20 protein-coding genes are annotated in these 21,465 nt (G+C 73.5%); 12 read left to right on the forward strand and 8 right to left on the reverse strand.

The genetic code is table 11. The features are described from left to right. Positions 1-10: 10 nt before the first annotated feature. Together AB0J21_RS00620 and AB0J21_RS00625 are read right to left on the reverse strand one after the other, a co-directional pair. Positions 11-565 carry a hypothetical protein gene (locus tag AB0J21_RS00620; protein WP_363143538.1) on the reverse strand — a complete coding sequence of 185 codons (555 nt, stop codon included), beginning with the start codon at positions 563-565 and terminating at the stop codon, positions 11-13. Further along, positions 562-1,803: a hypothetical protein gene (locus AB0J21_RS00625; protein WP_363143539.1), complete on the reverse strand. Its 1,242-nt coding sequence runs from the start codon at positions 1,801-1,803 to the stop codon at positions 562-564. Before AB0J21_RS00625 ends, AB0J21_RS00620 begins: the two co-directional genes overlap by 4 nt. Before the next feature lie 214 nt (positions 1,804-2,017). On the opposite strand from AB0J21_RS00625, the gene AB0J21_RS00630 reads away from it, so the two are divergent. After that, entirely contained in the window at positions 2,018-2,455 is a 438-nt protein-coding gene (locus AB0J21_RS00630) for a protein-tyrosine phosphatase family protein (protein ID WP_363143540.1), read from the forward strand. Between the two features lie 123 nt (positions 2,456-2,578). Here AB0J21_RS00630 and AB0J21_RS00635 read toward each other — a convergent pair whose 3' ends face one another. Further along, positions 2,579-4,021, reverse strand: a complete 1,443-nt coding sequence (locus AB0J21_RS00635; protein WP_363143541.1) for an NAD(P)/FAD-dependent oxidoreductase — start codon at positions 4,019-4,021, stop codon at positions 2,579-2,581. Positions 4,022-4,177: 156 nt separating this feature from the next. On the opposite strand from AB0J21_RS00635, the gene trxA reads away from it, so the two are divergent. Continuing rightward, positions 4,178-4,579, forward strand: a complete 402-nt coding sequence (trxA, locus tag AB0J21_RS00640; protein WP_363143542.1) for a thioredoxin — start codon at positions 4,178-4,180, stop codon at positions 4,577-4,579. Between the two features lie 153 nt (positions 4,580-4,732). Here trxA and AB0J21_RS00645 read toward each other — a convergent pair whose 3' ends face one another. Beyond that, a complete protein-coding gene (locus AB0J21_RS00645) occupies positions 4,733-6,169 on the reverse strand; it encodes a benzaldehyde dehydrogenase (protein WP_363143543.1) in 1,437 nt (478 codons plus the stop codon). A gap of 347 nt (positions 6,170-6,516) precedes the next feature. Between AB0J21_RS00645 and AB0J21_RS00650 the strand changes: the two genes are divergently transcribed. From AB0J21_RS00650 to egtD, 5 genes are all read left to right on the forward strand, one after another. After that, positions 6,517-6,942, forward strand: coding sequence for a type II toxin-antitoxin system PemK/MazF family toxin (locus tag AB0J21_RS00650; RefSeq protein WP_363144067.1), 426 nt, complete (start codon positions 6,517-6,519; stop codon positions 6,940-6,942). Positions 6,943-7,177: 235 nt separating this feature from the next. Next, positions 7,178-8,500, forward strand: coding sequence for an ergothioneine biosynthesis glutamate--cysteine ligase EgtA (gene egtA, locus AB0J21_RS00655; protein WP_363143544.1), 1,323 nt, complete (start codon positions 7,178-7,180; stop codon positions 8,498-8,500). After that, entirely contained in the window at positions 8,497-9,873 is a 1,377-nt protein-coding gene (gene egtB, locus AB0J21_RS00660) for an ergothioneine biosynthesis protein EgtB (protein WP_363143545.1), read from the forward strand. The genes egtA and egtB overlap by 4 nt, the downstream gene beginning before the upstream one ends. Then, on the forward strand, positions 9,873-10,631 hold the full coding sequence (gene egtC, locus AB0J21_RS00665; protein WP_363143546.1) for an ergothioneine biosynthesis protein EgtC: 759 nt from the start codon (positions 9,873-9,875) through the stop codon (positions 10,629-10,631). The genes egtB and egtC overlap by 1 nt, the downstream gene beginning before the upstream one ends. Beyond that, the gene (gene egtD, locus AB0J21_RS00670; protein ID WP_363143547.1) at positions 10,628-11,605 is read left to right on the forward strand and encodes an L-histidine N(alpha)-methyltransferase; all 978 of its coding nucleotides are present in this window, start codon (positions 10,628-10,630) and stop codon (positions 11,603-11,605) included. The genes egtC and egtD overlap by 4 nt, the downstream gene beginning before the upstream one ends. 47 nt (positions 11,606-11,652) lie before the next feature. Here egtD and AB0J21_RS00675 read toward each other — a convergent pair whose 3' ends face one another. Further along, positions 11,653-12,927: an extracellular solute-binding protein gene (locus AB0J21_RS00675; RefSeq protein WP_363143548.1), complete on the reverse strand. Its 1,275-nt coding sequence runs from the start codon at positions 12,925-12,927 to the stop codon at positions 11,653-11,655. Positions 12,928-13,289: 362 nt separating this feature from the next. Here AB0J21_RS00675 and AB0J21_RS00680 point away from each other — a divergent pair, with 362 nt between their 5' ends. Beyond that, complete coding sequence (locus AB0J21_RS00680) at positions 13,290-13,529, forward strand: dodecin (RefSeq protein ID WP_363143549.1); 240 nt, start codon at positions 13,290-13,292, stop codon at positions 13,527-13,529. Between the two features lie 127 nt (positions 13,530-13,656). Next, on the forward strand, positions 13,657-14,037 hold the full coding sequence (locus AB0J21_RS00685) for a hypothetical protein (RefSeq protein WP_363143550.1): 381 nt from the start codon (positions 13,657-13,659) through the stop codon (positions 14,035-14,037). Between the two features lie 32 nt (positions 14,038-14,069). Here AB0J21_RS00685 and AB0J21_RS00690 read toward each other — a convergent pair whose 3' ends face one another. The 3 genes from AB0J21_RS00690 to AB0J21_RS00700 form a co-directional block, all read right to left on the reverse strand. Beyond that, the gene (locus AB0J21_RS00690; protein ID WP_363143551.1) at positions 14,070-14,282 is read right to left on the reverse strand and encodes a hypothetical protein; all 213 of its coding nucleotides are present in this window, start codon (positions 14,280-14,282) and stop codon (positions 14,070-14,072) included. A 49-nt stretch (positions 14,283-14,331) separates the two neighbouring features. Further along, positions 14,332-15,156 carry an SAM-dependent methyltransferase gene (locus AB0J21_RS00695; RefSeq protein ID WP_363143552.1) on the reverse strand — a complete coding sequence of 275 codons (825 nt, stop codon included), beginning with the start codon at positions 15,154-15,156 and terminating at the stop codon, positions 14,332-14,334. Positions 15,157-15,329: 173 nt separating this feature from the next. Further along, positions 15,330-16,166, reverse strand: coding sequence for an NAD(P)H-binding protein (locus AB0J21_RS00700; RefSeq protein WP_363143553.1), 837 nt, complete (start codon positions 16,164-16,166; stop codon positions 15,330-15,332). A gap of 210 nt (positions 16,167-16,376) precedes the next feature. On the opposite strand from AB0J21_RS00700, the gene AB0J21_RS00705 reads away from it, so the two are divergent. The 3 genes from AB0J21_RS00705 to uvrA all read left to right on the forward strand — a co-directional run bounded on the left by AB0J21_RS00705 (position 16,377) and on the right by uvrA (position 21,363). Next, entirely contained in the window at positions 16,377-17,417 is a 1,041-nt protein-coding gene (locus tag AB0J21_RS00705; protein WP_363143554.1) for an LLM class flavin-dependent oxidoreductase, read from the forward strand. 62 nt (positions 17,418-17,479) lie between these two features. After that, positions 17,480-18,808, forward strand: coding sequence for a radical SAM protein (locus AB0J21_RS00710; protein ID WP_363143555.1), 1,329 nt, complete (start codon positions 17,480-17,482; stop codon positions 18,806-18,808). 149 nt (positions 18,809-18,957) lie between these two features. After that, a complete protein-coding gene (uvrA, locus tag AB0J21_RS00715) occupies positions 18,958-21,363 on the forward strand; it encodes an excinuclease ABC subunit UvrA (protein WP_363143556.1) in 2,406 nt (801 codons plus the stop codon). The last annotated feature ends 102 nt before the right edge of the window (positions 21,364-21,465 follow it).

The following is a 21,465-nucleotide window of genomic DNA, read 5'->3' on the forward strand; positions in this document are numbered from 1 at the left end:
AGCCGCCGTTTCAGCCGCCGGGGCGCCCTTCTCCCAGGAGCACGCCCCGCACCTCGTCGGGCCGGCCGCCGTGCACCGTCCAGGCGTGCAGCAGGGAGAGCAGGAGGTGGCCGGGGGTCGGACCGGCGAGGGTGCCGCCCTCACCGGTCCGCCCTCTCCACACGATCCCCCCGCGCGTGGCCGCCCCCGCGAGCAGACAGCCCGGGTGGCGCCGCACCAGGGCGTCGGTGTGGTGGTGGGCCGTCGCCGGGGCCCGGACCGTTCCGGCGAGGACGACGTCCGCGCAGTCGGCGATCCGGAGCCCCTCCGCCGTGTCCGTGTCGGCCCACAGGTGACGGTCCGGTACGCCCGCACCGCTGCCTGGACCTGTGCCTGTCGCCGGCCCGGAGTGCGCCAGCGCGGTCAGGCGGAAAGTCCCCGTCAGCGGCGAGGCCCACGCCCGCCACAGGCCCCGGACCGGGATAAGCGAGCCCGCAGCGGTGTGCCACGGCGGGCCCAGGCATACCGTCACCCAGGCCGCGCGGGGAGGCAGGCCCGGGCCGGTCGGCGGCAGGCCCGCGGTCACGACGCCTCCTGACTCGCCGGGGTCTCCCAGTCGGACAGCACGGGAGGCAGCGGCGGCGGTACCGGACCGGCGTCCCGGGCGGGTTCCCCCAGCGCCAGCTGCCGGTACAGCAGCCCGCGCATCCGGCGGTGGAACTGCCCCGGCACCGAGGACAGTTGGGCCGCCACTTCGGCGTAGCGGCCCGGGCGGTGCTCCTGGGTCACATGCCGCAGTTGTTCGTCGAGCGAGTGCAGGGGCGACATCACCGGAGCGATCGCCGACAGCAGGGCGGCGGGTGAGTAGGCGGAGACCGCGCGCCCCGGGCCCGGGGTGAGGATCAGGGCCGCGTCGGTCAGCGTCGTATAGGCGGTGAGGGACCCGTGGTCCCCGACGACGACGTCGGCGGCGATGAGCAGGGACTGCCAGTCGGCTTCCGGCGGCACCACGGCCACGGGGCGGCCCCGCAGTCCGGCGAGCCAGCTGCGCACCTGCCATCTCCCGTGTCCTGCCCAGACGTTGGGATGGATGAGGAAGGCCACGCGGTACCGGTCCCTGGGCAGCCCACCGATCAGTTGCGGCAGGAGGGCGTCGAGGCGGCCGAAGGTGGAGGTCGCTCCCCAGGTCGAGGACACCACCACGAGCTGCTGCCCCTTGCCGACTCCCAGCGCCCGCCGGTACAGGTCACGACGTGGGACACCGGCCCTGATGCCGTCCACGCACGGATCTCCCACGACGTGTGCCACCGGCACCGCCTCCGGGCAGAAGCGCGCGAGTTCCCGCACGTCCCGCTCGTGCGCGTAGGCCAGTGCGGCGGGCACCACACGGCCCTCCCGCGTCACCTGGGTGCGGCTCAGCATGCCGGGAGGCTGTTCCTCGTCCGGGGAGGACCCCACGGGCCTCGGCACCTGTTTGATGTGACTGGCACCGTGCGACACGCGGACGACCGGCGCGCGCACCTCGTGCATGCCTCGCGATCCGGCGGCGAGCGCGAGGTCGAACTCCGTGCTCACCGCCTCGCTCCACGGCACGGTGGTGATGCCGAGATCGTGCAGGTACTCCACGACCCCCGTACCGAAGGCGTGCGGGGCGACGGTGAAGATCACCTGGACCCGCAGGTCGGCTTCCAGCAGACTGACGTAGGCCCGCAGTCGCTGCGCGTACGTCACCGTGTGGACGACGACCAGGACGCGTTTGCAGTCCTGGACGGTGAGCCACCTCCCCTGCTCGATCAGTGCTGTTCTCGTGATTGCGACAGACACGTTCTCCCCCATGATGGTCGGCTGCGCACAACACGTTCCGCACGAGCTGATGCCCGGAAGCTTTGGCCCTTTCCTTGCCGTCCCCTTGCAGCGACCTTGCCGTGCAGGCCGGACCCGTGGCGCGGGGTGGCGAATGCGTTCCCCGCGCGGCTCCGGAGGCGGGCGGTCACGGGTCCTGGCGGGTCGCCGCGCTCCCCCACTACGCTCGGCGTCCATGACGAACGGGTGGCAGGCCGGGGCGGAGGGGGTGCTCCTCCTGCCCTCGGGCCGGAGCGTGCGGGGGCGGGGGCTGCGGCACGGGGAGCCCGGGGCCGGTGGGGCGTTGCCCGCCTTCGGGCTGTACCTGCTGGGGAAGCCGCCGCCCGAGCCGGCGTGGGAGTCGCGGTGGGTGCGCTGGCCGGACTTCCGGCTGCCCGCCGACCGGCCCGGCTTCTCGGCGGTGCTGCGCGAGGTGTGGGAACGCTGTGCCGGGGAGCGGGTCGAGGTGGCGTGCGGGGGCGGGTTCGGAAGGACGGGCACCGCGCTGGCCTGCCTGGCCGTTCTCGACGGGGTACCGGCCGGGGAGGCGGTGGCCTACGTGCGGCGGCATTACGCGGCCCGGGCGGTGGAGACTCCGTGGCAACGCCGTTTCGTGGCGCGGTTCGTGGCCTGAGGAGCGCATCGCGCGCCGGGGCCGGGAGCACACCGAACCGTCACGAGCGCGCCCTTGGAGCGTGCGCCCGCCATGCGGGCCGCGCGCTCAACCGGTCGCGCCGCGCGGCCCCGTGGCGGGTGATCAGCCCCGGTACGCCTCCAGCAGCCGCAGCCACACCTCGCTGATCGTCGGGTAGGCCGGGACCGCGTGCCACAGCCGGTCGAGGGGGACCTCTCCGGCGACGGCGACGGTCGCGGAGTGCAGCAGTTCGCTGACTCCGGGGCCCACGAAGGTGACGCCGCGCAGGAAGCCGTGGTCCTCGTCGACGATCATGCGGGCCCGGCCGGTGTAGTTGTCGCCGTACAGGGCGGCGCCGGCGACGGAGCCGAGGTCCTGGTCGACGGCGCGGACCCGGTGGCCGGCCGCCTGCGCCTCGGCGAGGGTGAGCCCGACCGAGGTGGCCTCGGGGTCGGTGAACACGACCTGCGGGACCGCCGCGTGGTCGGCGGTGGCCTGGTGCGGGGACCACGGGGAGGCGTCGACGCCGACGTCCGCGGCGCGCGCCGCGATGACCGCCCCGGCGATCCTGGCCTGGTACTTGCCCTGGTGGGTGAGGAGCGCCCGGTGGTTGACGTCACCGACCGCGTACAGCCAGTCGGTGCCCTTGACGCGACAGCTGTCGTCCGCGTCGAGCCAGGTGCCCGGTTCGAGGCCGACCGTCTCCAGGCCGAGGTCGTCGGTGCGCGGGGCCCGGCCCGTCGCGAACAGGACCTCGTCGGCCTGGAGGGTGCCGCCGTCGCCGAGGGTCAGCGTGACGGGGCCGTCCCCGGAGTCCCGGGCGACCTCGGCGACCGAGGTGCGCAGGCGCAGGTCGACCCCGGCCTCGCCGAGCCGCTGGGCGACGAGTTCCCCGGCGAAGGGCTCCATGCGTTCCAGCAGTCCGGCGCCGCGCACGAGCAGCGTCACGCCGGAGCCGAGCGCCTGCCAGGCGGTGGCCATCTCGACGGCGACCACGCCGCCGCCGACGATCGCGAGCCGGCCGGGTACGGACTGGGCGCTGGTGGCCTCGCGGCTCGTCCAGGGCCTCGCCGTGTCCATCCCGGGCAGGCCGGGGAGCACGGCGCGGCTGCCGGTCGCGACGACGACGGCCTGCCGGGCGGTGAGCGTCGTTTCGGTTCCGTCGGGGGCGGTCACCGTGACGGTGCGCGGGCCGGCGAGGCGGCCGGTGCCCCGGTGGAGGGCGACGCCGACCGAGTTGATCCACTCGACCTGGCTGTCGTCCTTCCAGTGCGAGGTGAAGGAGTCCCTGCGCGCGAGTACGGCGGCCGCGTCCAGGGGGCCGGAGACCGCTTGGGCGAGGCCGGGCAGCCTGCGCGCGTCGGCCTGCGTGAGTACCGGCTTGAGCAGGGCCTTACTGGGCATGCAGGCCCAGTAGGAGCACTCCCCGCCGACCAGTTCGCTCTCCACGATCGCGGTGCTCAGTCCTGCGGCCTGCGTGCGGTCGGCGGCGTTCTCGCCCACGGGGCCCGCCCCGATGACCACGACGTCGTACTCGGTGTGCTGCGGCGTTCCGGAATCCGTCATGGCAGCCAGTCTGTCGGAGGGTGTGGACGGTTGCCACACGGGTAGCGGAACCCGGAATACGACGTGCTGGGGCAGGGTTGTGCGTAGCGGGTCCGCCCGGACGCCAGCAACGCATGCCAGGCACGGACGCCGAGAAGTCCAGGAAGTAGGGAAAGCATGAGCACTGTGGAGCTCACCAAGGAGAACTTCGACCAGACGGTCACGGACAACGAGTTCGTCCTGATCGACTTCTGGGCGTCCTGGTGCGGTCCGTGCCGCTCCTTCGCCCCGGTGTACGAGAAGTCGGCCGAGGAGAATCCCGATCTCGTCCACGGCAAGGTGGACACCGAGGCGCAGCCCGAACTGGCGGCGGCCTTCGGTATCCAGTCGATCCCGACCCTCATGATCGTGCGCGACCAGGTCGCGGTCTTCGCCCAGCCCGGCGCGCTGCCCGAGTCGGCCCTCCAGGACGTCATCGGCCAGGCCCGCGAGCTGGACATGGCGGAGGTGCGCAAGTCGATCGCCGAGGCCGAGCAGAGCACCGGCGGCCAGGCCCCGCAGCCGGGCGAGAGCGCCTGAGCACGCCTCAGCGGCGGACCCACCCGGCGGACGGCGACATCGCTGCCGGCGGGTACTGACAGACGCTGACAGGCACCGGTCCGCAAGGGGTGTTCACTCACACGGGTGAACACCCCTTGCGGTCTCCAGTACTCACCGGATGATCGGGCCCGCTCAGAACGGGTAGCCGGCGACGTCCTCGCGCACCGTCGTCCAGCGCAGGTCGGTGAACGCGTCGAGGTTCGACTCGCCGCCGAACCGCGCCCCGGTGCCGGAGGCGGCGACCCCGCCGAAGGGGGCGACGGCCTCGTCGTTGACGGTCTGGTCGTTGATGTGCACGATCCCGGTCGGGACACGCTCGGCGAGCGCGAGGCCGCGCGCGGTGTCGCGGGTGACGACGCCGAGCGCGAGCCCGTAGGGGCCCGCCGAGGCCAGCCGCGCGGCCTCGTCCAGGTCCGTGAAGGAGCGCACGGGGGCCACCGGGCCGAAGACCTCCTCGGTGTACGCGGGGGTGTCCTCGTCGGCGTCGGCGAGGACCGTGGGGCGGTGGAACAGCCCTTCGTGGGTCCCGCCGGCCGCGAGCCGGGCGCCGCGCGCGGTGCTCGCCTCGACGAACTGATGGATCTTGGACAGCTGTCCCTGGTCGATGACCGGGCCGAGGTGCACCTGGTCCCGGTACGGGTCGCCGACCGCGAGGGAGTCGGCCTTGGCGGCGAGCCGCTCGACGTACTCCTCGTAGAGCGAGGCGTGCACGAGGTGGCGGCCGGTGGTCATGCACACCTGGCCCTGGTGGAAGAACGAGCCCCAGGCCGCGGCGGAGATCACCGCGTCGAGGTCGGCGTCCTCCAGCACGATCAGGGCGGAGTTCCCGCCCAGTTCCAGATGGGCGCGCTTGAGGTGGCGGCCCGCCGTCTCACCGACCGCGCGGCCCGCGCGGGTGGATCCGGTGAACGAGATGACGGGGACCCGGGCATCGGCGACGAGGGCCTGCCCGAGCCGGCCGTCGCCCGGCAGCACGTGCAGCAGCCCCTCGGGCAGCCCCGCCTCGGCCAGTACGGCGGCGAGGGCGAGCCCACCGCTGACGGCGGTCCGCGGATCGGGCTTGAGCAGTACCGCGTTGCCGAGGGCCAGGGCCGGGGCGACCGAGCGGATCGCGAGGATCAGCGGCACGTTGAACGGGGCGATGACGCCGACCGTGCCGACCGGGGCCCGGCGGGTGTACGACAGTCGCGGGGCCTCGCTGGGCAGTACCTGGCCGAGCGGGCGGGAGGCGAGGGCCGCGGCCTCGTAGCACTCCTGGGCCGCGACGTGCAGTTCGAACCCGGCCTTGCCGGGGATCGAGCCGGTCTCCCGCACGATCCAGTCGCGCAGTTCCCCGGCGTACTCGGTGAACAGGTCACCGGCCCTGCGCAGGACGGCGGCGCGGGCGGGGTAGGGCGTCGCGGCCCACGCGCGGCGCGCGGTGTCCGCCGTCTCGGCGGCCGCGTCGAGGTCCTCGGCCGACGCGAGGGTGAGCCGGCCCAGCTCTTCCCCGGTGGCGGGTTCGACGACGGTGTGCTCCGCGCCGGACAGGGGGGTGGGCTGCCAGGACTTGGGGTCGAGCAGGGGCATGGGGCGCGTCTCCAGTCAGGTGGTCCGGGGGGGCCGAGTGCGCGCGGGCAGCGGCCGGGGCTCGCGGTGGGGGGCACGCGGGCACGCCTGGCCGCTGACTGGTGCTCACATCCGGTCAGATCTGGTTGAGCGCGGGCCATCCTAGTCCCCCGGTGATCAGCGGCACACGGCAGGACCTCCGCGAGAGGTGGCGGCGGAGCGAGCCCTTCCCCCTCTGGAATCAGCCGAGTTGGGGCGGGCGGAGCGGCCCGGCCCGTACCGTCTACGGTGGCCCGGTGACTGCTTCCACCGATGACACCACCACCCCCCGCCCCGCCCGGCCCGGGACCGGGGAGACCTCCGGGCCGCTGGAGCCCGGACGTCACGGGGCCCACGCCACCGTCGAGGCCGATCCCCTTGAGGTGGGCCCGGTGCGCACCTCCTACGCGCCGGCCCACGACGGGGACCCCGACCCCGGCGAGATCGTGTGGACCTGGGTCCCCTACGAGGAGGACGACGGCCGGGGCAAGGACCGCCCGGTGCTGGTCGTGGCGCGCGAGGCCGCCGGGACGGTGCTCGCCGTGCAGTTGTCCAGCAGGCGGCACGACGGGGACCGGGAGTGGGTGCCGCTCGGCAGCGGTCCCTGGGACCGCTCGGGCCGCGATTCCTGGGTCGACGTCGACCGGGTCCTGCGGGTGCACGAACTCGGGATGCGGCGCGAGGCCTGCGCGCTGGACCGCATGCGCTTCAACTCGGTCGTGCGCAGGCTTCAGGAGCGGTACGGCTGGCGGTGACGGGGTAACCGGCCGGGGAAGGCGCGAGGGGGCCCGACCCGCCCCCTGCCCACCGGTGGTGCCCGGTGAACGCGGCGCTCCGGCCCCGGCCGGTCGCGTCGCCCGCCGGGGCCGGAAAGCTTCGGTTCATCCGTTCGGCCGCGGCGGACGGCCCGGGGTGGCCTTGTGGGATCGCGCGGGCTGGTCTTGGCTGGAGGCTGCGATGACCGTGCTCCGACCCGGAGGACCGATTCCCATGACGGATGAGGAGGCCGTGACCGAGGCCGATCTTGAGGCCCTGGTCCGCGGTATCTGTTTCAAGACCGGCCCGCCGCGTGCGGTGGGCGTGGAACTGGAGTGGCTGGTGCACGCCCCGGACCGGCCGTCGCTCCCCCTGACCCCCGGCCTGCTGCGCACGGTCCTCGCACGGCTGCGCGGCCTGCCGCTGCGGGCGCCGCTGACCGTGGAACCCGGCGGGCAGCTGGAGATCAGCTCCCTGCCCGCCCCCTCCCTGACCGCGTGTGTCGAGGAGGTGCAGGCCGACCTGCGGCTGGTCCGGGCCGCGCTGGAGCTCTTCGGCCTCGCGCTGACGGGCTTGGGCACCGATCCGTGGCGCGGCCCGCGGCGGATGTTGCGCGAACCCCGGTACGACGCGATGGAGCAGTACCTGGACCGCGCGGGCGCGGCGGGCCGGAACATGATGTGCTGTTCGGCCTCCGTGCAGGTGTGCCTGGACGCGGGGCACGAGGAGCCGGGACCGCTCGGGCTCGGGCACCGCTGGCGGCTCGCGCACCTGCTGGGCCCCGTGCTGGTCGCGGCCTTCGCCAACTCGCCGTACCTGGGCGGGCGGCGGACCGGGTGGCGGTCCACACGGCAGGCCCTGTGGGCGGACATCGAACCGGGCCGCTCGGCCGCTCCCCCGGTGACGGACCGGCCGCACGAGGCGTGGGCCGCGCACGTCCTGGACACCCCGGTGATGTGCGTACGGTCCGAGAGCGGGCCGTGGCCGGTGCCCGAGGGGCTGACACTGCGCGAGTGGGCGCGGACCGGCCGGCACCGGCCCACGACCCGACAGGATCTGGAGTACCACATCACGACCCTCTTCCCGCCGGTGCGCCCGAGGGGCCATCTGGAGTTGCGGATGATCGACGCGCAGCGCGGGCCGGACGGGTGGGTCGTACCGCTCGCCGTCACCACCGCCTTGTTCGACGACCCGGAGGCCACCGAGACCGCCGCGCGGGCGGTCAAGCCGCTCGCCGAGCGGCTGGGTCCCGAGGCCCCGCCCCGCGGCCGGTTGTGGCAGGACGCCGCCCGGGACGCCCTGCACGACCCGGAGTTGCGCGAGGCGGCGCGTACGTGTTTCGCGGCGGCCGCCGAGGCGCTGCCCCGGCTCGGCGCGAGCACGGCGGTGACGGACGCCGTGGCGGCCTTCGCCGACCGCTACGTCGAACGGGGCCGCTGTCCCGCGGACGATCTGCTCGACCTCTCGCCGGAGGAGCTCGCCTCCCCGCCCGGGCTGTGGGCGGACCGCGCCCCGGCCCACCCGACGACGCAGCGCAGGAAGGACGTCCTGTCATGACCAACGGGCCGCAGGCAAGTACGGCTGTCGACCCCGCCGTGGCGGGGACCGGCGCGGAGGTGCTGCGGGAGCGGGCCGTGGCCGCCCTGCGCCGGGCCAGGGAGCGGACCGCGCTGCTCACCGACGTGGTGGAGGGCCCCGACCTGGTGGCCCAGCACTCGCCGTTGATGTCACCACTGGTGTGGGATCTCGCGCACATCGGCAACCAGGAGGAGCTGTGGCTGCTGCGCGCCGTGGCGGGCCGGGACGCGATGCGGCCCGACATCGACCCGCTCTACGACGCCTTCGAGCATCCACGCTCGGAGCGGCCCTCGCTGCCGCTGCTGGCGCCCGGGGAGGCGCGGGCGTACGCGGCCGAGGTGCGGGGCCGGGTCCTCGACCTGCTCGCGGGCGCGGAGTTCGGCTCGCGCGACTTCGGGTCGGGTCTGACCGAGGCCGGTTTCGCTTTCGGGATGGTCGCCCAGCACGAGCAGCAGCACGACGAGACCATGCTGATCACCCACCAGTTGCGCAAGGGGCCCGCCGTCCTGTCGGCCCCCGAGCCCGAGGCCGCGGGGGGCGACCCCGGGCCGGCCGAAGTGCTCGTCCCCGGGGGCGCGTTCACGATGGGCACCTCCGACGAGCCGTGGGCGCTGGACAACGAACGGCCCGCGCACCGCAGGCTGGTGCCCGCCTTCCACCTCGACACCGCCCCGGTCACCTGCGGGGCGTACCTGCGGTTCATGGCGGACGGCGGCTACACGGACCCGCGCTGGTGGGCCCCGGAGGGCTGGGAACTCGTGCGCCGGCAGAACCTGTCGGCGCCGCTGTTCTGGCGGCGTGAGGGCGGTACGTGGTGGCGGCGCCGCTTCGGCGTCGACGAGCCGGTCCGCGAGGCGGAACCGGTGGTGCACGTGAGCTGGTACGAGGCCGACGCCTACGCGCGCTGGGCGGGGCGCCGGCTGCCGACCGAGGCGGAGTGGGAGAAGGCGGCGCGCCACGACCCCGGGAGCGGGCGCTCGCGCCGCTACCCGTGGGGCGACGAGGTGCCGGGCCCCCACCACGCCAACCTCGGGCAGCGGCATCTGCGCCCGGCGCCGGCCGGCAGCTATCCGCGGGGCGCTTCGCCGCACGGCGTACGGCAGTTGATCGGCGACGTGTGGGAGTGGACGTCGAGCGACTTCCTGCCCTACCCCGGTTTCGTGGCTTACCCCTACCGGGAGTACTCGGAGGTGTTCTTCGGCAAGGAGCACAAGGTGCTGCGCGGCGGTTCCTTCGCGGCGGACGAGGTCGTGGTGCGCGGGACCTTCCGCAACTGGGACTATCCGGTGCGGCGCCAGATCTTCGCGGGCTTCCGCACCGCGCGGGACGCGGAACCCGGGGAGGACGCCTGATGTGCCGCCACATCGCGGTGCTCACCGGGCCCGCGGAGCCGCTCGGCCGTCGCCTGGTCGAGCCCGCGCACGGTCTGTACCGGCAGGCATGGGCGCCGCGCCGGCAGCGCCACGGGACGGTCAACGCCGACGGTTTCGGGGTGGGCTGGTACGCCCCGGGTGATCCGGTCCCGGCCCGCTACCGCCGGCCGGGGCCGATGTGGGGCGACCCCTCGTTCCAGGACCTCGCGCGGGTCGTGCGCAGCGAGGCCCTGCTCGCCGCCGTGCGCGACGCGACCGTCCCGGGCGCGGACGACGAGGCGGCGAGCGCGCCGTACGCCGACGGGCGCACGCTGTTCAGCCACAACGGGGCGGTGCGCGGCTGGCCGCACTCGATGGCGGAGCTGACGGCCACGCTGCCGCCGGAGCTGCTGCTGTCCCTGGAGGCGCGCTGCGACTCCGCGTTCGTGTGGGCGCTGGTCCTGAACCGGCTGCGCACCGGGGACCCGGCGCAGCAGGCGCTCGGGGACACGGTCGTGGAGGTGGCCGGGGCCGCGCCCGGCTCCCGACTCAACCTGCTGATGACGGACGGCAGTTCGATCACGGCGAGCGCGTGGGGCGACTCGCTGTGGTACCTGGCCGATCCGGGGCGGCTCGTGGTGGTCGCCTCGGAGCCCTACGACGACGATCCGCTGTGGCGCGAGGTGCCCGACCGCACGCTGCTCAGCGCGAGCCGCGCCGAGATCCTGCTGACCCCTCTCAAGGAGCCGCCGCAGTGACCACGTTCGCCCTCACCCGCACCCTGCCCGAGGACACGACCGGGGCGGCGCTGCGCGCCGACGTCCTGGCCGGCCTCGGCCAAACGCCCAAGGAACTGCCGCCCAAGTGGTTCTACGACGCGCGCGGCAGCCGCCTGTTCGACGAGATCACGACGCTGCCCGAGTACTACCCGACCCGCGCGGAACGGGAGATCCTGCTGGCCCGTTCGGCGGAGATCGCCGCCGTCTCCGGGGCCCGTACCCTCGTGGAGCTGGGTTCCGGCTCCTCCGACAAGACCCGGCACCTGCTCGACGAACTGCACACCCTGCACACCTACGTCCCGGTCGACGTCAGTTCCAGCGCGCTGTGTGCGGCGGGCGAGGCACTCGCCGCGGACCGGCCGGGCCTGTCGGTGCACGCGCTGGTGGCCGACTTCACCGCGCCGCTCGCGCTGCCCGACACCCCGGGGCCCCGGCTGATCGCCTTTCTCGGCGGCACGATCGGCAATCTGCTGCCCGCGGAGCGCGCGGCCTTCCTCGGCTCCGTACGGCGCTTGCTGACGCCGGGCGATCTGCTGCTGCTCGGCACGGACCTGGTGAAGGACGAGGGGACGCTGGTCGCCGCCTACGACGACGCGGCCGGCGTGACGGCGGCCTTCAACAAGAACGTGCTGTACGTGCTCAACCGTGAACTGGGCGCGGACTTCGACCCGGAGACCTTCCGGCACGTCGCCGTGTGGAACTCCGGGCAGGAGTGGGTCGAGATGCGCCTGCGCTCGGTGCTCAGGCAGAGCGTCAAGATCCCCGCGGTGGACCTGACGGTGGACTTCGCGGAGGGCGAGGAACTGCGCACCGAGGTCTCGGCCAAGTTCCGCGAGGAGAGTGCCCGCGCGGAGCTGGCCGCCGTGGGCCTGAACCCGGTGCGCTGGTGGACGGACGAGGCGGGGCGCTTCGCCCTGTCGCTGTGGGGGGTGGACGGGGCGGCAGGGCGGTAGCCCGCCAGGTGGGCGGCGGCTCGCCCGAGGAGCCGCCGCCGCCCGCCTCACTCCCCCCGGCTGGTGTCCAGCGCCTTGGTGATCTTGTCGGACGCCTCACGGGCCGCCTTCTCGGGGTCGGCGCCGGTGAGGACCTGGGTCATGTAGGACTTGATCGGGTTATTGGCCTCCACCGCGGCCCAGCGGGGGGAGGCGGGCGCCGAGTGGCCCTGTTCCGCGCCCCTGGCCATCGCGCCCACGCCGGGCTCACCGACCACGGCACCGGCCAGGGACGTCTTGTTGGGGACGTAGTTCATGGTGCGGGCGAGGTCGGTCTGCCACTTCTCGCCGGCCAGGTCGGAGACGACGTCGAGCGCGGCCTCGTGGTTCTTGGAGCGCTGGGTGACGACGAGGGCGGAGCCGCCGGTGAAGACGGACCCGGGCTTGGCGGAGGTCTTGCCGGGGACGGGGAAGAAGCCGATCTTGTCCTTCAGCTCGGGGTTCTTCTCGGTGATGACGGCGGCCGAGCCGGGCACGGCCACGATCTGCCCGACGTCGCCACTCGCGAAGACCTCGGTCTGCGGCGGGTTCTCCTCGTCGGCGTCCTTCGGCCCCTTGCCGAGGGCCTGGAGCTGCTTGTAGAAGGCCATCCCGGCGAGCGCCTGCGGCGTGTCGAGACTGCCCTTCCACAGGCCGCCCGAGCCCTTGGCGATGTCGCCACCCTCGTCCCAGACGAACCCGGACAGCGTGTACCAGTCCTGGCCCGCGAGGTAGATGCCCTGGTGGCCGTCGCGGTTGAGCAGTTCGGTGTCGTGCACCCACTCCTCGCGGGTCTTCGGCGTCATCTTGATGCCGGCCGCCTCGAAGAGTTCCTTGTTGTAGATCACGACACGGTTGGCCGCGTACCACGGAATGCCGTACTGGGAGCCGTTGAACTGGCCGGGCTCGGCGAGGCCGGGTATCCAGTCCTCCATGCCGAGGTCGCGCATCGACTCCAGGGTGAGGTCGTACAGACCGCCCTGGTCCACGTACTGCGCGACCTGGGTGTTGCCGACCTCGATGACGTCGGGGACGTCCACGTCCTCGCCGCCCTTGAGCACTTTGGTGACCTTGTCGCCGATCCCGGTCCAGGACTGGATCTCGATCTTGAGCCGCAGGTCGCCGTGCTCCTTCTCGAACGCGCTGGTGAAACGCTTGAGGAAGGCCGAGGAGGCGCTGTCCTTCATGAGCCACACCGTGACGGTCTTGCGGTCCTCACCGGAGCCCGGCAGTACTCCGCAGGCCGAGAGAGAGGAACTGGAGGCGAGCAGGACGACGACAGCGAGAAGGCGGCGCTGGTTCACGTGGGTGGCTTTCCGTCTGCGGACAGGGCGGGCTGACCCGACGTGGGGGACGCGACTGATGAATCGCACGGGTGCGCGAGCAGTCTGGTATGGGCCAAAGAGGCCGTCAAGGTACGCGTGTGACACGAGAGGGCTACGAAAGGGTGTCGGACGGTATACGGAGGGTGCTTCCCGCGGGCGGATCCCCGCCGGGTGGCCGGGCGCGGCCCCGTCTCGCGCACCCGGCGGGAGTGCGGCACCGTGGAGGGGGAACGAGCGGGACGGCTGCCCCGTGCAGCCCGGCGGCGCGGACGTCCCCCGTCGGCCGCCGTACGGAGGCTGGACAACTCCGGCCCTGTCGCGACAACGAGGAGCACGATTCCATGACCGAGAACGTCTACCGGGTCACCGAGATCTACGGCACCTCCACCCAGGGTGTGGACGACGCCATCCGCAAGGGCATCGCGCGCGCCGCGGAGACCATCCGCAACCTCGACTGGTTCGAGGTCACCCAGGTGCGCGGGCACATCGAGAACGGCGAGGTCGAGCACTACCAGGTCGGGCTCAAGGTCGGCTTCCGGCTGGAGGAGGGCACCTCCGACAGCGGCGACGCGCACACCTGAGGCTCGGGGCGCCGCCCGCCGGTGCCGTCGGCCGGGCACCGGCCGGACCGCCCCGGCCGGTGCCCGGGCGGCCGGCCCGCGGGTAACGTCGTGCGGATCGCGCACCGGCCGCTGGGGGAGGGAACTCGTGTCGCAAACGGTGGGCTTCTTCGACGAGCTGTCCGCGCCCGAGGGGGTGGGACGCTGCGGCCCGGTCCGGGACTTCACCCGCTCGACGGGCCCCTCGGACGAGGAGGAGATACGGCACTATCTGCGGTCGGGCGTGACGGTACGCGTGGCCTGGGAGAGCGAGCGCGATGCCGTGGACCCGGCCGCGCCCGCCCTGCCGGGCGGCGCGACGCTCCTGACCGACGGCACCTGGATCTGGCGCGCCGACCTCGCGTACTACGTGGGGCGCTACCACGTGGCGCTGCCCGCCGCGTTCCTCTCCCTGGTCCGCGCGCGGGCCTTCGTCGTACCGGAGCTGTCCGCCGCGGACCTCGCTCCGCTCCGGGCCCGGTACGCCTGACGGGCTTCGCGGGCCGTTCGCATGACGGCGCCTCAGGTGTGGCCCCCGGGTTGCTGGGCCCGGCGCAGGGGCGCGGAGGGCTGTGCCCAGTCGGCGCGTACGACGCGGAAGCCCGTGTTCCGCGCTTCCGGGCAGACCCGTTCGTCGTCGTCGGCCAGGAGCGCGATCCCCCGTTCGCGGCTCAGTGCCCGCAGTCGTTCCGGCTTCGTACGGCGGGCCGTCCCGCGGTCCTGGTTCTGCCGCACCCGGCGTTCTTCACACCGCGAGCCCTCGGGGCGCCGCCGCCCCGGCGCCTCACTCCCCGCCGGTGAGGCGGGCCACGCCGCCGAACATGGCGACCTCGGGCGCCGCGGCCTCGGCCGGGTCCTCGGGGCGCCAGTGGTTGCACGCGACGACGCCCGGCTCCAGCAGTTCGAGACCGTCGAAGAACCGGGCGATGCCCTCCGGGGTGCGCTGCGTCAGCTTCGGGGTGCCGTTGGCGTTCCAGAAGGCCACGGCCTCGTCCACATCGGGCATGTCGGGCTTCCTGACGGTGTGCGACAGGACCAGATGGCTCCCTGCGGGCAGCGCGTCCAGCAGCTTGCGCACCGTGCCGTACGCCGCCTCGTCCTCACCGAGGAAGATCACCACGCCCAGCAGGACCAGCGCCACCGGCTGGTCGAAGTCCAGTGTCTTCGCGGCCTGTTCGAGAATGTGGTCGACGTCCCGCAGGTCCGCGTCCAGGTAGTCGGTGCGCCCCTGCGGTGTGCCGACCAGCAGGGCGCGGGCGTGCGCGAGGACGAGCGGGTCGTTGTCCACGTAGACGATCCGGGACTCGGGTGCGAGTCGCTGCGCCACCTCGTGCGTGTTGTCGGCCGAGGGCAGACCGGTGCCGATGTCGAGGAACTGCCGTATGCCCAGGTCCTGGACGAGGTGACGGACGACCCGGCCGAGGAAGCGCCGGTCGGCGACCGCGTAGTCCCCGATGCCGGGGTGCAGGGACCGGATCTGGTCCCCCAGCACCTGGTCGACCTCGTAGTTGTCCTTGCCGCCCAGCCAGTAGTTCCAGATACGCGCGGTGTGCGCCTGCGAGGTGTTGATCCGGTCGCGCACGGAGGGTGGCAGCGGCTGCTCGGACATGACGTTCTCCTCGGAGTACGGGTGCGCGGTCCAGCGCGGTCTGCGGTGATCGTACTGCCCATGTCCCGCGTTCCGGTGCGGAGTTCGGCATGCGCATGGCCCGCGGTGCGTCTCGCGCAGACGCATCGGGAATCAGGCGTGAGGCGGGGCGGAGCCCGTACGGTCCGCCCCGGTCACCGGAAGTCCCCGGCGTGGTCGAGCGCCCACCGGGCGAAGCTCGTGGCCGGCCGGCCGAGCACCTCCCGCACCCCGTCGTACGTCGGCCCGGGGTGTCCGACGCGCGCGGCCTGGCCGCGCAGCACCGCGTCGGCGACCGGGCCCGGCAGGTGCGCGGCGAGCCGTTCCCGGTACTCCTCGGGAGACACCTGGCGCACGGTGACCGGGCTGCCGATCGCCTCGGCGATCAGCTCCACCTGCCGTGCCTGGGTGAGCGATTCGGGGCCGGTGAGGTGCGGGACGGCTCCTCGATGAGCGGGGTCGAGGAGCGCGCGCACCGCCACCTCGGCCATGTCCCGCTCGTGGACCGGCTCGGTGTAGGCGTCCGGGTGGGCGAGGTCCACCCGCCGTGTCGTGCGGATCGCCTCGCTCCACTGGAGGGTGTTGCTCGCGAACCCCCCGGGCCGCACGAGGGTCAGCGCGATACCGGAGGCGGTCAGCGCCTCCTCCACCGCGCGGTGGGAGCGGGCGATGGCGCTGTCCTGCGCCCCCTGGTCCAGGACGGCGAGCGAGGAGAGCAGCACCACGTGCTCGACCCCGCAGGCGCGCGCGGCACGGACGAAGGTCTCGACGCCCTCGGGCCGGGCGTACAGGAAGACCCCGCTCACCCCGGTGAGGGCGGCGGCCAGCACGGCCGGATCGCGCTGGTTGAAGGGGACGGTCGCGGTGGCGAGGCCGGGGAGGGTGCCCGGAGGCCCGCTGCTCGCCACGCGCACGGACCGGCCCGCGTCGAGCAGCCCGCGCGCCACGGCGCGGCCGACCCGCCCTCGTGCCCCGGTCACCAGAAAGGTCACGGCCTGCTCCTGACGTAGGTACGACGGACGGACGCGCGCGGGTGATCCGCGTGCGCGTGTCCGTGCCAAGTGAGGGGGCCGTCGAGGCATTCCCGCACGGAGCGGGGAGGGACGTGTTTGAGCCACGGCGCGCCGGGGTGCGTGACCCGTCCGGCGGCGTGCGGTCCCGGGCGGCGGGAATCCTCCGTGGTCGCGCACGTTGACCAGGGTGTGAGTTCTGCCATCGCCACCACCAGGTTCTCCGTCCTCGACCGCTCCCGCGTCCGGCAGGGGCACAGCGGCCCCGAGGCGCTGCGCGACACGGTCGCCCTCGCCCGGCTCGCCGAGGAGCTGGGCTACCACCGCTTCTGGGTGTCGGAGCACCACAGCGTCCCCGGGGTCGCCGGTTCGGCTCCGACGGTGCTGGCCGCAGCCGTCGCCTCGGCCACCTCGCGGATCAGGGTGGGGACCGGCGGCGTCATGCTGCCCAACCACCGGCCGCTCGTGGTCGCCGAGCAGTTCGGGGTCCTGGAGTCGCTGTTCCCCGGCCGGGTCGACATGGGGCTCGGCCGCTCCGTGGGGTTCACGGACGGCATCCGGCGGGCGCTGGGGCACGACAAGGAGGACGCGCGGCGTTTCGCCGGGCAGCTCGCCGAACTCCTCGGCTGGTTCGACGGCTCCCAGGACGCCTATCCGCAGGTCCACGCGTGGCCCGCGGAGGGCTTGCGGGTCCCGGCCTTCGTCCTCGCCACCGGACGGGGCGCGCGGACGGCCGCCGAGGCGGGCCTGCCCCTGGTGATCGCCGCCGTGCGGGGCGAGGAGGCCCTGCTGCGGACCGTCGAGGAGTACCGGGCCGCCTTCCGCCCCTCGGCGCGGTGCGCGAGCCCGTACGTGGTGCTGTCCGGGACGGTCGCGGTCGCCGCCACCTCCGCCGAGGCGCACCGCATGCTGCTGTCCGAGGCGTGGTCGACGGCGTACTCCCGCACCCGGGGCGTCTTCCCGCCGCTGCTCCCGGCCGAGGAGATCGAGCGGCTGCCGCTGGGGACCCGCGAGCGCGCGCTCTTCGAGGAGGCGCTGCGGGGACACGTCAGCGGGACCGAGGAGGAGGTGGCCGAGCGGCTGGAGAAGCTGCTGGAACGCTCAGGTGCCGACGAGTACCTGGTGACGACCAGTACCCACGACCGGGAGGCGCTGGCCGCTTCGTACCGCCGGCTCGCGCGCGTGGCGGGCCTGGCCGGACATCACGGCGGCGTCCGCGGGCAGGCGCGGTGAGAGGCGTGGGAGGCGGGGCTTACGGTGGTCGGGGAACGATCGGGGGAGAGTGAGGAGAAGGCATGAGCAGCCGTACGGCACTGGTGGAGGACCTGCTGGAGCGGTTTCCCGGGGTACCGAGGGAAGCCGTGTTCAAGGAGGACCTGTTGCGGGGCGGGGTCGCCTTCGACAAGTCCGCGCTGAGCGACAACGAGTCCGGCGAGGTCAAACCGAAGTCGTACTTCATCTTCTCCTTCGACCACGGGACGCTGCCGGAGCTGGGCGAGGCCGCGCTGCGCCGGCCGCCCGAGGAGATCGTGCTGACCGGCGGACCCTACGACCTGCGCCGCACGGTGGTGTCGGTGCGGGTCAACCCGTCCTCCCCCTACCGGGTGGCCGCCGACGAGGACGGCATGCTCGCCCTGTTCCTCGACGGGAAGCGGATCGCCGACGTCGGGGTGCCGCCCATGCCGGAGTACTACCGGCACAAGCTGTCGAACGGGAAGTCGGTCATGGAGGTGGCGCCCACGATCCAGTGGGGCTACCTGATCTACCTGACGGTGTTCCGGGTGTGCCAGTACTTCGGGGCCAAGGAGGAGTGCGGGTACTGCGACATCAACCACAACTGGCGCCAGCACAAGGCGGCCGGGCGGCCCTACACCGGGGTCAAGGATGTCGAGGAGGTCCTTGAGGCGCTGGAGATCATCGACCGCTACGACACCGCGAAGGCGTCCACCGCGTACACCCTGACGGGTGGGGCGATCACCTCGAAGGTCGCGGGGCGTGACGAGGCCGACTTCTACGGGCACTACGCGAAGGCCATCGAGGAGCGCTTCCCCGGCCGGTGGATCGGCAAGGTCGTCGCGCAGGCGCTGCCCAAGCCGGACGTGCAGCGGTTCAAGGACTACGGGGTGCAGATCTACCACCCGAACTTCGAGGTGTGGGACCGGCGGCTGTTCGAGCTGTACTGCCCCGGCAAGGAGCGCTACGTAGGCCGCGACGAGTGGCACAAGCGCATCCTCGACTCGACCGAGGTGTTCGGGGCGCGCAACGTGATCCCGAACTTCGTGGCGGGCGTCGAGATGGCGGAGCCCTTCGGTTTCACCACGGTCGACGAGGCCATCGCCTCGACCACCGAGGGCCTGCGGTTCTTCATGTCGCACGGCATCACCCCGCGCTTCACGACCTGGTGCCCGGAGCCGACCACCCCGCTGGGCAAGGCCAACCCGGAGGGTGCGCCGCTGGAGTACCACATCCGGCTGCTCCAGGCGTACCGCGCGACGATGGAGGAGTTCGGCCTGTCCTCGCCCCCCGGCTACGGACCGCCCGGAGCGGGCAACGCCGTGTTCTCGGTCAGCTCCTTCATGGACAGCCTGGCCCCGGACGACACGGTGGCGCCGACCGTCGTCTGAGCCGCGCGGGGCCGGCGCCCGCACGCGCCCGAAACCCCCGTCCTTCCGCACCGTTGCGCAGGGGCGGGGGTTCTCGTCCGTCCGGCTCTCTCCCGCCCGGCCGGTCTCCCCCGCCGCGCGGGAGCGGCGCTGCTCCGTAGGATTTCCCCATGGACACCGCTCATGACCCGTATGTCCGCGTCCGGGGCGCCCGCGAGAACAACCTGCGGGACGTCGACGTGGACGTGCCCCGGGACGTCCTCGCCGTCTTCACCGGGGTCTCGGGATCGGGGAAGTCCTCGCTCGCCTTCGGGACGATCTACGCCGAGGCCCAGCGGCGGTACTTCGAGTCCGTCGCCCCGTACGCGAGGCGGCTCATCCACCAGGTCGGCGCGCCGAAGGTCGGCGGGATCAGCGGGCTGCCGCCGGCCGTCTCCCTCCAGCAGCGGCGCTCCGCTCCCGGCTCGCGTTCCTCGGTGGGCACGGTCACGACGCTGTCGAACCTGCTGCGGATGCTGTTCTCCCGGGCCGGTGACTACCCGCCCGGGGCACAGCGGCTGGACTCTGACTCCTTCTCGCCGAACACGGCGGTGGGGGCCTGCCCCGAGTGCCACGGGCTCGGACGGGTGCACCGCACGACCGAGAAGCTGATGGTGCCCGATCCCTCGCTGAGCATCCGGGAGGGGGCGATCGCGGCCTGGCCGGGCGCCTGGCAGGGCAAGAACCTGCGGGACGTGCTGCACGCGCTCGGCTACGACGTGGACCGGCCCTGGCGCGAACTGGACCCGGCCGACCGCGAGTGGATCCTGTTCACCGAGGAGCAGCCCACCGTGACCGTGGAGCCGGTGCGGGAGGCGGGCCGTATTCAACGGCCGTACCAGGGCACCTACATGAGCGCCTGGCGGTACGTGTTGAAGACCTTCGCGGACTCCAAGAGCGAGCCGCTGCGCGCGAAGGCGGCGCGGTACCTGGAGAGCACGCCCTGCCCGGTGTGCCACGGCAGCCGGCTGCGACCCGAGGCGATGGCGGTGACCTTCGCGGGCCGGACGATCGCCGAGGTCGTCGCGCTGCCGGTGGCGGAACTCGCGTCGCTGCTGCGCGCGGCGGGCGGCGGGCAGACGGCGCGGGTGCTGGTCGAGGACCTGCTGCCGAGGCTCGACACGATCGTGGAGCTGGGCCTCGGCTATCTGTCCCTGGACCGCCCGACGCCCACCCTCTCGGCCGGGGAGTTGCAGCGGCTGCGGCTCGCGAGCCAGTTGCGCGCGGGCCTCTTCGGGGTGGTCTACGTGCTGGACGAGCCCTCCGCGGGCCTGCATCCGGCGGACACGGAGGCGCTGCTCGACGTGTTGCACGGGCTCAAGGAGTCGGGGAACTCGGTGTTCGTGGTCGAACACCAGCTGGCCGTGGTCCGGCGCGCGGACTGGCTGGTGGACGTGGGCCCGCTCGCGGGCGAGCACGGCGGGCGGGTGCTGCACAGCGGCCCGGTCGACGGGCTGCGCACGGTCGAGGAGTCCGCGACCCGGCGCTTCCTGTTCGGCGCCCCCGCCCCGCGCGCCCGGCCGCAGCGGGAGCCCTCCGGCTGGATCGAGCTGACCGGGGTGCGCCGCCACAACCTGGACGGTCTGGACGCGCGGTTCCCGCTCGGCGTCTTCACGGCCGTGACCGGGGTCTCCGGCTCGGGGAAGTCCACGCTGGTCGGCGAGGTCCTCGCGGGCGCCCTGACCCGCCCGGTGGAGGGCCAGGAGCAGGCGCCGCACCCCGCGTACACGACGCTGAGCGGGGCGGAGGCGGTGCACCGGGTCGTGCGGGTGGACCAGCGGCCCATCGGGCGCACCCCGCGTTCCAACCTGGCGACGTACACGGGGCTGTTCGACACGGTGCGCAAGGTGTTCGCCCAGGCACCGACCGCCCGAGAGCGCGGCTACGGGGTGGGGCGGTTCTCGTTCAACGTCAGGGGCGGGCGGTGCGAGACCTGCCAGGGCGAGGGCTTCGTCTCGGTCGAGCTGCTGTTCCTGCCCAGCACCTACGCGCCCTGCCCGGACTGTCACGGGGCGCGGTACAACCCGCCGACCCTGGAGGTGGAGTACCGGGGCAGGAACATCGCGCAGGTGCTGGACCTGACGGTGGAGGCGGCGGCCGGGTTCTTCGCCGGAGTGGAGGGGATCGCGCGCAGCCTGCGCACCCTGCTCGACGTGGGGCTCGGCTATCTGCGGCTCGGCCAGCCCGCCACCGAACTCTCGGGCGGCGAGGCCCAGCGCATCAAGCTCGCCACCGAATTGCAGCGGGTACGGCGCGGGCACACGCTGTACGTCCTGGACGAGCCGACCACCGGGCTGCACCCGGCCGATGTCGAGGTGCTGAGCGGCCAGTTGCACGGCCTGGTGGACGCGGGTGACTCGGTGGTGGTCGTGGAGCACGACATGGCGGTGGTGGCGGGCGCGGACTGGGTGCTCGACCTGGGTCCCGGCGGGGGCGACCGGGGCGGCCGGATCGTCGCCGAGGGCCGCCCCGAGCAGGTGGCCGCCTCCCAGGTGAGCGCGACGGCTCCCTATCTGAGGCGCGCTCTGGGGATCTGATCCGCGGGTGCGAGGCCCGCACGGGCACCCGCCTCGCATCTGCGAGGGGGCTTTGCCGGACCGGCAAGGGGCCTTGGGCGCGGCCCGGGAGCACACCATGCT

Source organism: Streptomyces sp. NPDC049954, assembly GCF_040656295.1.
Classification (GTDB): Bacteria; Actinomycetota; Actinomycetes; order Streptomycetales; family Streptomycetaceae; genus Streptomyces.

Excerpts from the sequence above, each read along its gene's own strand:
- AB0J21_RS00695 (WP_363143552.1), bottom strand. The coding sequence starts at position 15,156 with ATGTCCGAGCAGCCGCTGCCACCCTCCGTGCGCGACCGGATCAACACC.
- egtC (WP_363143546.1), top strand. The coding sequence starts at position 9,873 with ATGTGCCGCCACATCGCGGTGCTCACCGGGCCCGCGGAGCCGCTCGGC.
- AB0J21_RS00635 (WP_363143541.1), bottom strand. The coding sequence starts at position 4,021 with ATGACGGATTCCGGAACGCCGCAGCACACCGAGTACGACGTCGTGGTC.
- egtB (WP_363143545.1), top strand. The coding sequence starts at position 8,497 with ATGACCAACGGGCCGCAGGCAAGTACGGCTGTCGACCCCGCCGTGGCG.
- AB0J21_RS00630 (WP_363143540.1), top strand. The coding sequence starts at position 2,018 with ATGACGAACGGGTGGCAGGCCGGGGCGGAGGGGGTGCTCCTCCTGCCC.
- trxA (WP_363143542.1), top strand. The coding sequence starts at position 4,178 with ATGAGCACTGTGGAGCTCACCAAGGAGAACTTCGACCAGACGGTCACG.
- egtA (WP_363143544.1), top strand. The coding sequence starts at position 7,178 with ATGACGGATGAGGAGGCCGTGACCGAGGCCGATCTTGAGGCCCTGGTC.
- AB0J21_RS00680 (WP_363143549.1), top strand. The coding sequence starts at position 13,290 with ATGACCGAGAACGTCTACCGGGTCACCGAGATCTACGGCACCTCCACC.
- AB0J21_RS00645 (WP_363143543.1), bottom strand. The coding sequence starts at position 6,169 with ATGCCCCTGCTCGACCCCAAGTCCTGGCAGCCCACCCCCCTGTCCGGC.
- uvrA (WP_363143556.1), top strand. The coding sequence starts at position 18,958 with ATGGACACCGCTCATGACCCGTATGTCCGCGTCCGGGGCGCCCGCGAG.
- AB0J21_RS00710 (WP_363143555.1), top strand. The coding sequence starts at position 17,480 with ATGAGCAGCCGTACGGCACTGGTGGAGGACCTGCTGGAGCGGTTTCCC.